The sequence below is a fragment of the Candidatus Symbiopectobacterium sp. NZEC151 genome (assembly GCF_025962655.1).
Lineage (GTDB): Bacteria > Pseudomonadota > Gammaproteobacteria > Enterobacterales > Enterobacteriaceae > Symbiopectobacterium.
The window spans coordinates 352,595-365,332 of the sequence record NZ_JAGFPE010000005.1 but is presented as its reverse complement, the minus strand read 5'-3'; the positions used below and the strand labels follow the sequence as shown (position 1 = coordinate 365,332).

General features: G+C 55.6%; 9 protein-coding genes. 2 read left to right on the top strand and 7 right to left on the bottom strand.

Annotated elements, in window-relative coordinates; genetic code table 11:
* Nucleotides 1-4: 4 nt before the first annotated feature.
* Entirely contained in the window at nucleotides 5-1,720 is a 1,716-nt protein-coding gene (cysI, locus tag J5067_RS16960) for an assimilatory sulfite reductase (NADPH) hemoprotein subunit (RefSeq protein ID WP_264644781.1), read from the bottom strand.
* Nucleotides 1,721-1,752: 32 nt separating this feature from the next.
* Nucleotides 1,753-3,567, bottom strand: a complete 1,815-nt coding sequence (cysJ, locus tag J5067_RS16955; RefSeq protein ID WP_264651605.1) for an NADPH-dependent assimilatory sulfite reductase flavoprotein subunit — start codon at nucleotides 3,565-3,567, stop codon at nucleotides 1,753-1,755.
* A gap of 306 nt (nucleotides 3,568-3,873) precedes the next feature.
* Here cysJ and queD point away from each other — a divergent pair, with 306 nt between their 5' ends.
* Nucleotides 3,874-4,236, top strand: a complete 363-nt coding sequence (gene queD / locus J5067_RS16950; RefSeq protein ID WP_264644730.1) for a 6-carboxytetrahydropterin synthase QueD — start codon at nucleotides 3,874-3,876, stop codon at nucleotides 4,234-4,236.
* A gap of 16 nt (nucleotides 4,237-4,252) precedes the next feature.
* Here queD and queE read toward each other — a convergent pair whose 3' ends face one another.
* A complete protein-coding gene (gene queE / locus J5067_RS16945; protein WP_264644729.1) occupies nucleotides 4,253-4,924 on the bottom strand; it encodes a 7-carboxy-7-deazaguanine synthase QueE in 672 nt (223 codons plus the stop codon).
* A gap of 227 nt (nucleotides 4,925-5,151) precedes the next feature.
* On the opposite strand from queE, the gene J5067_RS16940 reads away from it, so the two are divergent.
* The gene (locus tag J5067_RS16940; RefSeq protein WP_264651604.1) at nucleotides 5,152-6,129 is read left to right on the top strand and encodes an MBL fold metallo-hydrolase; all 978 of its coding nucleotides are present in this window, start codon (nucleotides 5,152-5,154) and stop codon (nucleotides 6,127-6,129) included.
* Nucleotides 6,130-6,184: 55 nt separating this feature from the next.
* Here the strand turns inward: J5067_RS16940 and J5067_RS16935 are convergent, their stop codons facing one another.
* From J5067_RS16935 to J5067_RS16920, 4 genes are all read right to left on the bottom strand, one after another.
* Nucleotides 6,185-7,324, bottom strand: a complete 1,140-nt coding sequence (locus J5067_RS16935) for a glycoside hydrolase family 105 protein (protein ID WP_264644727.1) — start codon at nucleotides 7,322-7,324, stop codon at nucleotides 6,185-6,187.
* A 39-nt stretch (nucleotides 7,325-7,363) separates the two neighbouring features.
* Nucleotides 7,364-8,926, bottom strand: coding sequence for an MFS transporter (locus tag J5067_RS16930; protein ID WP_264651603.1), 1,563 nt, complete (start codon nucleotides 8,924-8,926; stop codon nucleotides 7,364-7,366).
* Between the two features lie 296 nt (nucleotides 8,927-9,222).
* Nucleotides 9,223-10,188: an ABC transporter substrate-binding protein gene (locus J5067_RS16925; protein ID WP_264651628.1), complete on the bottom strand. Its 966-nt coding sequence runs from the start codon at nucleotides 10,186-10,188 to the stop codon at nucleotides 9,223-9,225.
* Nucleotides 10,189-10,270: 82 nt separating this feature from the next.
* A complete protein-coding gene (locus J5067_RS16920) occupies nucleotides 10,271-12,442 on the bottom strand; it encodes a TonB-dependent siderophore receptor (protein ID WP_264644725.1) in 2,172 nt (723 codons plus the stop codon).
* Nucleotides 12,443-12,738 lie beyond the last annotated feature (296 nt).

Genomic DNA, 12,738 nt, shown 5'->3' with positions numbered 1-12,738 from the left:
CCGGTTAATCGTAAAAATCGCGCGCCGGATCGAGTACCGGCTTGATAATGCCACTACGGATGGCAAAGTCACCGAACCCTTCATCAGGCTGGCGTTCCCGCGCCCAGCGGCCAATCAGACCATCCAGCTCGCTCAGGATCTCCGCCTGCGTGATATTTTCGCGGTACATACGCGGAATGCGAGTGCCTTCGCGGTTACCGCCCAGATGCAGGTTATAGCGCCCTACGGCTTTCCCGACCAGCCCCACCTCCGCCAACATGGCACGGCCACAGCCGTTCGGACAACCGGTTACGCGCAGTACGATATGCTCGTCGCCCACGCCGTGGCGCTGCATAATGCCTTCCACGTCGGTGACAAATTCCGGCAGGAAACGCTCGGCTTCCGCCATCGCCAGCGGACAGGTTGGGAAGGATACGCAGGCCATCGAGTTTTTACGCTGCTCGCTGACGCTATCGTCAATCAAACCGTGCTCGCGTGCCAGCGCATCAATCTTCGCTTTATTGCGTGCACTCACGCCCGCCACAATCAGGTTCTGGTTCGCCGTCAGGCGGAAATCCCCTTTGTGGATTTTGGCGATTTCGGCCAACCCGGTTTTCAGCGGACGGCCTGGATAATCGAGAATACGGCCATTTTCGATAAACAGCGTCAGGTGCCATTTACTATCAATACCTTTCACCCAGCCAATGCGATCGCCACGGCCGGTGAATTCATACGGACGCAGCGATTCAAAGGTCACACCCGCGCGCTTTTCCACTTCGCGTTTGAAAGTATCAACGCCAACGCGCTCCAGCGTATATTTGGTTTTGGCATTTTTACGGTTGGTGCGGTTGCCCCAATCGCGTTGCGTAGTCACCACCGCTTCGGCCACGGCCAGCGTATGCTCAATCGGAATATAGCCCAGCTCACTGGCAGTGCGCGGGTAGGTTGCCTTATCGCCGTGGGCGATAGAAAGCCCACCGCCGACCAGCACGTTAAAGCCGACCAGGCGACCATTGTCGGCAATGGCAATAAAATTGAGATCGTTGGCGTGCAGATCCACATCGTTTTGCGGCGGGATCACCACCGTAGTTTTGAACTTACGCGGCAGATAGGTCGCCCCGAGGATCGGCTCTTCATCGGTGGTAGCGACCTTCTCCTGATCCAGCCAGATCTCGGCGTAGGCACGGGTACGCGGCAGCAGATGCTCAGAGATCTTCTTCGCCCAGTCATAGGCTTGCTGATGCAGCTCGGATTCCACCGGATTAGAAGTACAGAGTACGTTACGGTTCACATCGTTGGCGGTCGCCAGCGCATCCAGCCCCAGATGATTGAGCATTTGGTGCGCCGGTTTCACGTTCGGCTTCAGGATACCGTGAAACTGGAAGGTCTGGCGGTTAGTAATACGAATGCTGCCATAGAGCGTGCTCTCGGCGGCAAATTTATCGATCCCTAACCACTGCTCCGGCGTCATCACGCCGCCGGGCAAACGGCAGCGCAGCATCATGGCATGACGCGGCTCCAGCTTTTGCTCGGCACGCTCCGCGCGAATATCGCGGTCATCCTGTTGATACATGCCGTGAAAACGGATCAGCAAAAAGTTGTCGCCGTTAAAACCGCCCGTCAGCCCTTCCTGCAAATCTTCAGCAATGGTGCCGCGCAGGTAGTTGCTTTCCTGCTTCAGGCGCTCCGCATCAGCGAGTTTCCCTTCCACCACTAACGGGCCGGGATAACGTTGATCGATTGATAATTTTTCGCTCATGGATAGTGATCTCGCTAGTACACATCGCGCTGATAACGGCGCTCAAGGCGCAGTTCGCTTAAAAATTCATCGGCCTGTTCTGCATCCAGACCGCCGTGGGCACCGATAATGTCCAGCAGCGCCTGTTCCACATCTTTCGCCATGCGGTTGGCATCGCCGCACACGTAAAGATGTGCACCGTCCTGGATCCAGCGCCACAGCTGTTCGCCCTTCTCGCGCAGTTTGTCCTGCACATAGATCTTGTGTGCCTGATCGCGCGACCAGGCCAGATCGATGTGGGTCAGCAGTCCGTCTTTCACGTAGCGTTGCCATTCCACCTGATAGAGAAAATCTTCGGTAAAGTGCGGGTTGCCGAAAAACAGCCAGTTTTTCCCTTCTGCACCGTCCGCTTCACGCTGTTGCATAAAGGCGCGGAACGGAGCAATGCCGGTGCCAGGCCCGATCATGATGACGGGGGTAGCGGGATCGGCAGGCAGGCGGAAGTGGTCGTTATGTTCAATAAAGACCTGAATCTCATCGTCTTCATTCAGACGATCCGCCAGATAACCAGATGCACCGCCGGTTCGCGCCCGCCCCTCATAGTCATAGCGCACCACGCCCACGGTAATATGCACCTCGCTTTCGGCCTCGGCCTGAGACGAAGCGATAGAATAGAGGCGCGGCGTCAACGGGCGCAGCCAGCCAATCAGTTGCTCCGGCGTCAGTTCCGTCGGCGCCTGACGCACCATGTCCACCAGCGGCGTGCGCTGGGCGAACTGTTGCAGCGCAGGTTTTTCTGCCACCAACGCCAGCAATGCCTCGTTACGGGACAACGCGGCATACTTCTCCACCAACGGCGCGGTGTTTTGCGTCAGTTCGAAATGGCGTTGCAGCGCCTGCGACAAAGGCAGTGTGTCTCCTGCCACGGTCACCGATTCATCCCCTTTCAACCACAGCAGTTCCAGCAGCTCTTGCACCAGCGCCGGATCGTTTTGATACCACACGCCAAGCGCATCACCCGGTTGATAGCGCAGCCCGGAATCACCCAGGTCGATCTCGATATGACGCACATCCTTATCGGACGCACGCCCCGTGATTTTCTGATTCACGGCGAAACTTGCCGCGTAAGGGGCGGCTTTACTGTAAGGACTGCTGGAAATTTCATCCCGCGTTCCGCTGGCGCTCGCCTGAATAACCGCCGCGCCTTGTGCCGGAACGCGCGCCTGAAGGATATCGACAATCTGGCGACGCCACTGTTCGGCGGCCGCCTGATAGTCAACATCGGCATCCACACGATCGAGCAGGCGCTCTGCCCCCAGCTCAGCCAAGCGACCATCGACATCTTTACCGGCTTTGCAGAAGAATTCGTAAGAGGTATCGCCCAAGCCGAACACCGCAAATGACGTGGTTTTTAGCGCGGGGGCTTTTTTGGATAACAGGAATTTATGCAGCGCTACGGCCTCTTCCGGCGGCTCCCCTTCCCCTTGCGTAGAGGTCACCACCAGCAACAGCGTTTCCTGCGCAATTTGCTTAAATTTATAGTCGCCAGCATTCACCAACGTGACCGCAAGCTTGGCAGCCAGCAAATCGTCACGCAGCTGTTCGGCCACACGGCGAGCATTGCCCGTTTGCGATGCGGAAATAAGGGTAATACTTTGTGCAGGCGCAGCGGCGCTGGCCGGGAGCGAGACGGCCGACACGGCACCGCTTTGAGCCCCATGGCCCTGCGCGACGCCCCAAAAATAGCCTGACAGCCAGGCCAGCTGCGCTGGAGAAAAATCCCCCGTGGCGCTTTGCAAACGCGCGAGCTGCTCGGCACTAAGCGGCAGCAACGAAACCGGAGTGGTCATCGTGATTTCAGTGTCCTTTTAAGTCGTCCCGCGATAAAGCGATATTTATGCAATCTAAAGTTGTATGGAATATAAGGTTACCTATCCCGCGCGCAACAATTAAAGACGCGATGGCAATATTTAATAACCAAAATGCCTAAATGGTTTTTCTGATAATCCTTAACGCTTAAAGCGTTATAGGTTGCCCGCTCAGATGAACGCCCCATCAATCAGATTATTCTTCAACCAAACGTGCTTCAAGGACGACTTTCCGGTAGTATGCGACGGCTTTTGTTTACGCTTGGTTATCCCTTCAGGAACGTTGTTATGGTCACTACGCTATTTAAAGATTTTCAGTTTGAAGCCGCCCACCACCTGCCGCACGTGCCGGAAGGGCATAAATGTGGCCGCTTGCACGGGCATTCCTTTATGGTGAGACTGGAAATCACCGGTGAAGTCGACCCGCATACCGGCTGGGTGATGGATTTCGCCGACTTGAAAGCGGTATTCAACCCGGTTTGGCAGCAGTTGGATCACCACTACCTCAATGAAATTGCCGGATTGGAAAACCCCACCAGCGAGGTGCTGGCGCACTGGATTTGGCAGCAGTTAAAACCCACACTGCCTCTGCTGAGCGCCGTGATGGTGAAAGAAACCTGCACGGCGGGCTGCGTTTATCGCGGGGAATAAAAGGATCGACCTGCCATCAAGCGATATTCAGATACTTGTGCGTCTGCATCGACAGACGCCAGTTACGCGCGATACAGGTTTCGATACAGAGTTTGGTCGCCGCGTCTTTCTGACTGATGGGCTGCAAGGCGATGATACGTGCTTTATCATCGTGTAAGCGCGCCAGCAGGGCATCCAGCGCGTCAATGTCTTTCTCTCGCGCCACCGGATGCTTGATTTCATCAGCGCGCACTAATGCCTGATCGAGCACCACCATACCACCACGCATATTCACTTTGGGTGAGACCGTGACCCAGGTCTGCGGAGAACAGCGCACATCATGCGTACCGCTGGTTTCTATCTGGCAGCGGTAGCCGTTTTGCTCGAGATAGTCGGTCAGCGGCGTCAAATCGTGGATGCAAGGCTCACCGCCGGTGATAACGATATGCCGTGCGCTATACCCCTCTTGCTGGATGCGCGCCAGAATCGCTTCCGGGCTGGCCGGTGCCCAGGCGTCGCTCTCCTGCGTCTTTACCAGAATATGATCCAGCGTGGTTTCACGTTCAGCAAACTTATCCCAGGTGTGTTTGGTATCGCACCAACTGCAACCCACCGGACACCCTTGCAGACGGACAAAAATCGCCGGAACGCCGGTAAAAAAGCCTTCACCTTGCAGGGTTTGAAACATCTCATTTATCGGGTACAGCATAACAACCTATCATTTAGCCATCGGGTACCAGCCAGGGCTGGCAAACGGCTATTATCGCAGATTGCCTGCGGTGCGCCAAATGCCGCATTGCGAGATAGCACCAGATAGCAGGTGCAATATAACGCTAGGATAGGGGGTGATAACATTTGAGGAATGTTGCAGTTCGGTTAATAATCAAAGGGATTGCCCATTTCTTTTTCACGGTGTTTACGACAAGGAACGATACGATGAAACCTTTGAAAGCGGCGTGTCTGATGGCTATGACAGCATTTGGCCTCCCTGATGTCGCAGTGGCAGAACCCACGGCGCAAGTCAAAACCCAACCCGGCTACTATCGGCAATTGCTGGGTCAATATGAAATCACCGCGCTTTCAGATGGCACCAACGCCATGCCGATGGACAAAATGCTCACGCGCACCGATCCCAACACCATTCGCCAACTGCTGGCAGAGAAATCGTTATCCCCTACCGTCGAAACCTCCATCAATGCGTTTCTGGTCAACACCGGCAAAAATCTGGTGCTGATTGATACCGGCAACGGCACGCAAGCGAACAGCAACGTCGGAAAAGTGCAGAAAAATCTGTTGGCGGCTGGCTATCGCCCAGAGCAGGTCGATACCATCCTGATGACCCACCTGCACGGCGACCATTTTAGCGGTCTGGTGCAAAACGGTAAGCTCGCCTACCCCAATGCGACCGTTTACGTTTCGCAAAAAGAGTATGATTTCTGGCTGGATCCGCAGCACCTGGCGCAAGCCGCCCCCGAACGCAAGCCCGCCTTCCAACGGGTGCAGGACGTCTTCAAGATCCTTGCTGCTGCAAATAAAGTGAAAACCTTTACCGGGGATGCCGCGCTGCTGCCGGGCATTGCGCCGGTGTTTGCACCAGGCCACACGCCGGGACACACCGCGTATAGCATCGTCAGTGACAGCCAGAAATTGCTGGCATGGGGCGATATCGTGCACGCAGAAGCGGTGCAAATGCCGCTACCGGAAACCACCATCAGCTTCGATTCTGATATGGGTCAGGCCACCAAAACCCGCGAAGCCCTGTTTGCTCAGGCTGCCAGTGAAGGCTATCTGGTGGCGGGCGCACACCTGCCGTTCCCAGGCATCGGCCATGTGAATACCCGCGTGGAACGCAACGGCACTACCAATGGCTATCGCTGGATCCCGGTCACTTACAGCCTGAACGGATTGAAATAATGCCAAACCCCGCGAAGCAGATACGGCCTTCGCGGGGCAATTTCTCGGTTACCGATTACAAATAGACGCGCAGATACTCAGACAGGCACAGAATTGCCATCGCCTGACCGTAAGGCATGGAAGTCAGCGGAATCTGGCGGTAGTAATCCAGATCGCGGCCCATGGCGGTACCAAACGACACATTGACCAGTTCGCCTTGCGGATTGATGTTGGCAATCACGCCACGAATCGCTTTTTCCGCCATGTCGGCATAGCGCTTATCCACATAGCGTTTGCGCACCGCCTTCAGGATGCCATAGGCAAATCCGGCGGTTGCAGAGCTTTCCACGTAAGAGTTGGCATCATCCAGCAGCGTGTGCCACAGGCCGCTGTCATCCTGATACTGCGCCAGCGCTTCAATCTGGCTTTCCAGCACCTGCAACAGGAAGCGGCGCGTTGCGTTTCCTTCTGGCAGTTCCAGAAGTTCGATAAACTCAGGAATCGCCACCGTCAGCCAGCTATTGCCGCGCGCCCAACGCGCTTCGGCGAAATTGTGCTTACCATCAAACGTCCAACCGTGGAACCACAGGCCGCTGCGTCTGTCCATCAGATACTGCACGTGCAGTAAGAACTGGTAGGTCGCCTCTTCGATAAATTCAGGGCGGTTGAGCAGCTTGCCGATTTTTGCCAGCGGCAGCACGCTCATCATCAGGGTGTCATCCCACAGCTGATCGGTGTTTTCGCTGTTGTAGACGATATGCTGCAAACCGTTTTTCTGGGTGCGCGGCATGTCGTACATCACCCACTCCGCCCAGCGTTCCAGATAGGGTACCCAACGGGCATCGCGCGTCTCTTCATAGCGATAGGCCAGCGTCAGGAACGGGCAGACCGTATTGACGTTCTTGGTGGGCGTACCTTCCGCCAGACGCGCCTCGAACCAATCATCAATGATGGCACGCATCTGGTCATCGCCGGTCTGTTGGTAATACTGGTAAATGCCGTACAGGCCAATACCGTGCGTCCACTCCCACCCGGCCCAACCCTTGGTATCGATGACACGACCATCATCCAACCGCAGCAGAAACTCACCGGTTTCATCCTTGATATTGACCAGATTATCGGTAATGCGACAGATCAGCGCCTTCAGATCGTCGCGAGAGATAAAGTGCTCAGGCTGACGCAGCAGCGGGCTATGTTTAACACTGAATACGGTCATAGTTTATCATCCACTCTTATCGTTAATGCGTTAATGCGGTTAATGCTGAGTCACCTGGGTTGCTGAATGCGCCGGCTGTTTGTGGCGATTCAGGTAACCGATATTGTTGTTGCCCCACAGCGATTCGTAAGACATGCCAGAGAGCATTTCCACCACCTGACGCGCCTGCGGCGTGATGAGTTCCGGCACCGGACGTCCGGCTTCGCGCATTTTTAGCGTCTCTTCACGCAGGGTCTGGTGTGTTTGCAGGTTCAGTTTAAACCGTAATGAGACCAGAAAACCCAACGCCAGCACGCAGACTGTGCCTACACTAAGCACCATCAGGATGGTGTGGCTCACGCCCGGTGCCTGTACGCTCTGCCCTGAAACAAACCCCGACAATTGCAGTACCACGCCAACCAGCATCACCGCGCCTGCCTGAGAGGCCTTACGGGTCAGCGTCATGATCCCGGCGAAGATCCCTTCACGACGTTGTGCGGTGATCACTTCGTCCACATCGGCAATATAGGTGTAGGTATTCCACGGCACGTAGTTGATGCCACCGCGCCCCAGCCCCGCCAACGCAGAGACCAGCAACAACAGAGAGAACACATCGTGCAGGCCGCTGTAATAGAGCGCACCGTAAGACATCGCGGCCAGACCGAACAGGCAAACCACCAGACGGTAGGAAGGTGCCGGTCCGAAGCGAATACACAGCGGGATCATACCAATCACCGCCAGGAATTGCAGGATAGCCATGGTGCCCATCAGGTTGGACGCCACCGTGGGGCTTTGCATCAACACAAACACCACGTAGTAAGTGAACACGGCATTAAACACGTCCTGCGCAATGTAGCCGCCGAGGTACATCCCGAGATGTTGACGGAAAATACGAATGCGCAGCGTGGAAGAGAGTTCGACATTCAGGCGTTTCAGGCTTTGCTTCAGCGTCAGCGACTGGCGTTCCTTTTCTGCCTGCAAGGACGCCGCCGACATCTCTTCGCGCGGCCGTTCCCAGGTAAAGAAATACACCAGCGTCAGCACGGCGGCACAAATCACCGAGAACACCAGACTTGAGTAGAAGAAGGAAATCGCGTTGTCCTTGCCAAAGTGGCTGAGCAGGATACCGGGCAGGAAGGCCGCCAGAATGGCAGAAAGTTGCGCCAGCGCGATACGCGCACCGGAGAATTTGGTTTTCTGTTTAAAATCATCGGTCATTTCCGGTACCAGCGTTTCATACGGCACCAGAATCATGGTGTAGACCACGTCAAACACCAGATAGGTCAGCAGATAGTACCAGTACCCCATGTCGCCCACCCACATAAAGCTGTAGCTGAACACACAGGGGATACCGAGCAAAATGAAGAATTTACGGCGACCAAAGCGTTTACCCAAGCGGGTTGATCCAAAGTTGTCCGTCAGGAAACCCATCAGCGGGCTGACGACGGCATCCAGCACTCTGGCCATCGCGAAAATAAACGTGGCTTCAATGGGCGTCAAACCACAAAAGGTGGTGTAAAAATAGAGCAACCACGCCGCCGTTAGCGCCGTGGTTCCCGCACCGAGAAAATCACCTGAGCCGTAAGCCAAGTAGTTGGCCAGCCCAATTTTACGCGTTTTCATTTGCCATCCTTCCTGTGTCATTGTCTTTATGAAGGTAATGCGGCAGGGTACAACCCCGTTACTGCCGTGATAGCTAAACTACTGCCGGGACGTTGCGAAAACCTTTGCACCGTTGCCACGCCCCGAGCGGGATTGGCATCCCAGGGAAGAACGCGACGATCGACCTCAAGGTTTTTATAAAAAGCCATTTTAAACCAATGAAACCGACGGTTCGTTTATGGCGATCACTGGGTGGAAAGGGGATGCAGGAAGGACATGAGACGCGGAACGCCCCGTGCTGGCGGCGTTCCAGACGATTAACGCGGGTGTAAAATATCCTCGACCTGCTGCGCGTTCAGATCAAAACCGTAGAACCGTTGGTAGAAGTCGTGAGTTTCTTTTGCCATATCGATATGCTGCATCTGCTGCGGATAGAGCGTTTTTGCCAGCCAGAGAAACTGCAACGCCTGCTCGGAGGTTTCGCGGCACCACCAGAACATCCCCTGCGGATTGGCATAGACGCGCCCTTGTTGCACCGCCCTGAGCGTTTGCCAGTGCGGATCCTGACGGATTGCCGCCGCGTCGCTGGCGCGCATGGTGATTATCACATCAGGGTCGGCTTGCACCACCTGCTCAAGTGAAACCGGTGCGGTGCTGACGCCCGCCTTACGAAACCAAGGCTCCGCCACGTTTATTGCGCCGCCGAGATCCATCCAGTCTTGATTAAGAGAAGGACGGCCCGAGGTGGTCAGCGGATCGCCCACGGCGTGGTATACCTTTACGCGCTGCTCACGGGGAATGCGCTCAATCACCGCCTGTACCCGGCGCACGTTATCCTGATAATAGACGGCAAAATCGCGGGCACGCTGTAACGCATCCGGCCCGAGAATGTCGCCGGTAATCAGCGTGCGCTCCACCATCGCCTCCAGCGAGTTGTAACGCAGCGCCACCACCTGAACCCCCGCTTTGCTCAGCGTCTCCGCTTCTGCTAACGGTATGCTCTGCGGCACAAACAGCACCTGAGCGCGTTTGGCAACCAGCACTTCGCTGTTAATCCCCATGTCACCGCTGCGCGAGGCTAAAGCCGCCTGCGCAATCGACGGCACAAACTGGCGAAACAGCGGCGTATCGCGCACGATTTTGGTGGTTGCGACAATACGATCGCCATAACCCAACATGGCGATAATCGAATTCTGCGCATTCCAGGAGGTGGCTACTCGCTCTATTTGAGCGGGTACGGTAACGGAACGATCGCCGTAATACTGCACGGTTCGGGTCGGCATCGTTTCGGCCAGCACCGGCCCCCCCAGCACGCTGACGACCAGTGCCAATGAAAGACGCCATATCATCGATTGAGTCATGGCATCACCAGTCAACGGAGAGAGAAGCGCGGATTTCACGCGGTTCGCCCAGGAAGGCATTGGCGGAACCGTTGGAACCGTCATTTTTACCTGGGAACAGGGAAGCCCAGTAGCGCTCATTAGTGACGTTATTCACCATCACACGCACTGCGGCATTTTTGTCGTGCAGTTTAAAGGCATAACGTGCACCGAGATCCAGCGTGGTAAAGCCCGCCGCCCAGGTGGTGTTGGTGTCGTTAGCCGCACGTTTTCCGGTGTAATGCAGATTGGCCTGATACACCATATTCGGGGCGCTCGGGTGGCTATATTCCGCCAACAGGTTGGCCTGGAATTTGGGTACGCCGACCACGCGTTTATCGCGCGTTGCTGCCGAACTGGTGTCCTTCATTTTAGGATCGAGCAACGTCATGCTGCCAAACAGATGCAACCCATCCCAGGCTTCACCATCGGCCATCAGTTCAAGACCGTGGTTAACCTGTTTGCCCTGCTCCCTGTAAATATTGTCGTTACCGGTGTAGGCAAACGGACGTTCCAGACGGAACAGCGCCGCATTCATATTCATGTCGCCCCATTGGGATTTCACACCCGCCTCATACTGAGTGCTACGGTAGGGATCCAGCACTTGCCCATAGTTGCTGGTACCCTTCGGTGCGACGCCCCCCTGCTCCAGCGAATCAGCATAGGCGATATAGGTCATCACATTCGGCACAACCTTATACATCAGCGACACGGTCGGGCTAATACCGTCATTGTGTTGTGCAGCGGCTTTCGCACCGTAACTGCGCGAGGTGAGCCAACTTTGGCTTATCACGCCCATGGCCGACCAACGCTCGTTGAAGGTAATGGTATCGCCTGCGGTCACCGATTGTTGACTGCTGCGGCTGGACTTATAGCGCCCGGATCCCGCATAGAACCGCCCATTGCTCGGATCATCATAGCGCCGAGGGGCGTTAAGCGGGGTGGTTCCCAGCGTAAAGTCGTTATCGTTACCCAGCGCGGCATAGTTAGTCCACTGGAACCCGGTGGTGCTCAATACCACGTCATGAGAAGGTCCGGCAGTATCGATATGACCGTTAAGCTGTAGCGTATTGCTGAGCACCCGGAAGCGCCCTGCGGTATAAGGCTGGGTAAACCCTGAAGTGATAGCGTCTGAATTCGGCGACAGCTTGTTCGAAATCGTGCGCATACCGCGATCGGCCGTCTGATAACCCACGCCGCCAGTGACAGACCAGTTGTTATTAAAGAAGTGTTTTACCCGGGAACTGACGGTTTTCGTCACCAAGTCCAACCCGGCAAAAGATTGCCCGTACCCTTTGCGGGTGACGTCCGGTGCGCTGGGCAGTTGCACCGTGGGGCCGTAAGAAAAGCCGCCCGCATAGCCCATTTTCTTAAAGCGGTATTCGCTGGCGTTAAATTCCAACACCGTATCTGGAGAGAGATTCCAGTCCAGCGCGACGCTGGCCAAACGCCGCCGCAGCGTGCTGTCGCTGACGCTGCCTTCCCCTTCATCGTGCAGCAGGTTGATGCGGTAGCCAAACTGATCGTTGTCGCCGACATGACCGCCCAGATCCGCATGACCGGAAGCCGCGCCTTTGCTGGAGTAACCGGCAGTAAAGCGGTTCAGGGTTTGCGCGGTGGGTCTTTTTTGCACGAAATTAAACTGCCCGGCCGGACTGGCAGGGCCATACAGCGCACCGGTCAGGCTGTTGATCACGTCGAGCCGCTCCAGCATCTCAACCGGGAACGCAGTGGTAGAAATGATATTAAGCCCATCGAGGCGGCTGTTCGCCAGCACATCCCCTTGCATACCGCGGCTTTGCGGGCGTCCCACATCAATGCCGCCGCGCGCCTGCATCTGCGCTGACGCGCTGTATTTCAGCAGATCGTTGACGTTTTTCGCCTGTTGGTTGGCGATCATGGCGGAGGTCACCGTGGTGGTGGAGTACGGCGTATCGATACGATCGCGCTTGCCCAGAGGCCCCATCTCGACGGCATCGACACTCATCCCCGCCCCTGCCGGGTTTGGCGAATCTTCTGCCGGTTTGGCGGTTACCACCAGCACATCTTCTTTTTTATCCCCTTCAGGCTTAACGTTAGCCGCAGCGGACCAGGAGGAAGGCGACGCGGCCAATAGCGCAGGCAATAGCCAATGAATGCGGGTTTTCCGTTTCTGCATTGTCATTTTCTTTATCTCAGTTTTGTATTTTGGTTATCGATATGTATTTTTTTATATATCGGCGCGCAATATACAAAGATACGAGACGCTTTTTAAGAAGAAAACTCGTTCTCATTGCCCGAGATCAATAGATAATTGATTGAAAATTAGAATGTTACTCTTGATGAGGGGATGAATTACTCCCAAAGAGGCAAACGCATGCCGGAAAAATCCGCACCCGGATGGAGAATAGCGGCAGAATAAGGACATAAAAAAACCCGGAAGCGCCGAAGCCCTTCCGGGTGAGTATTATCGGG

Coding starts and splice junctions, on each gene's coding strand:
- cysJ (WP_264651605.1), bottom strand. CDS start 3,567: ATGACCACTCCGGTTTCGTTGCTGCCGCTTAGTGCCGAGCAGCTCGCG.
- queD (WP_264644730.1), top strand. CDS start 3,874: ATGGTCACTACGCTATTTAAAGATTTTCAGTTTGAAGCCGCCCACCAC.
- J5067_RS16920 (WP_264644725.1), bottom strand. CDS start 12,442: ATGCAGAAACGGAAAACCCGCATTCATTGGCTATTGCCTGCGCTATTG.
- J5067_RS16925 (WP_264651628.1), bottom strand. CDS start 10,188: ATGCCGACCCGAACCGTGCAGTATTACGGCGATCGTTCCGTTACCGTA.
- J5067_RS16935 (WP_264644727.1), bottom strand. CDS start 7,324: ATGACCGTATTCAGTGTTAAACATAGCCCGCTGCTGCGTCAGCCTGAG.
- queE (WP_264644729.1), bottom strand. CDS start 4,924: ATGCTGTACCCGATAAATGAGATGTTTCAAACCCTGCAAGGTGAAGGC.
- J5067_RS16940 (WP_264651604.1), top strand. CDS start 5,152: ATGAAACCTTTGAAAGCGGCGTGTCTGATGGCTATGACAGCATTTGGC.
- J5067_RS16930 (WP_264651603.1), bottom strand. CDS start 8,926: ATGAAAACGCGTAAAATTGGGCTGGCCAACTACTTGGCTTACGGCTCA.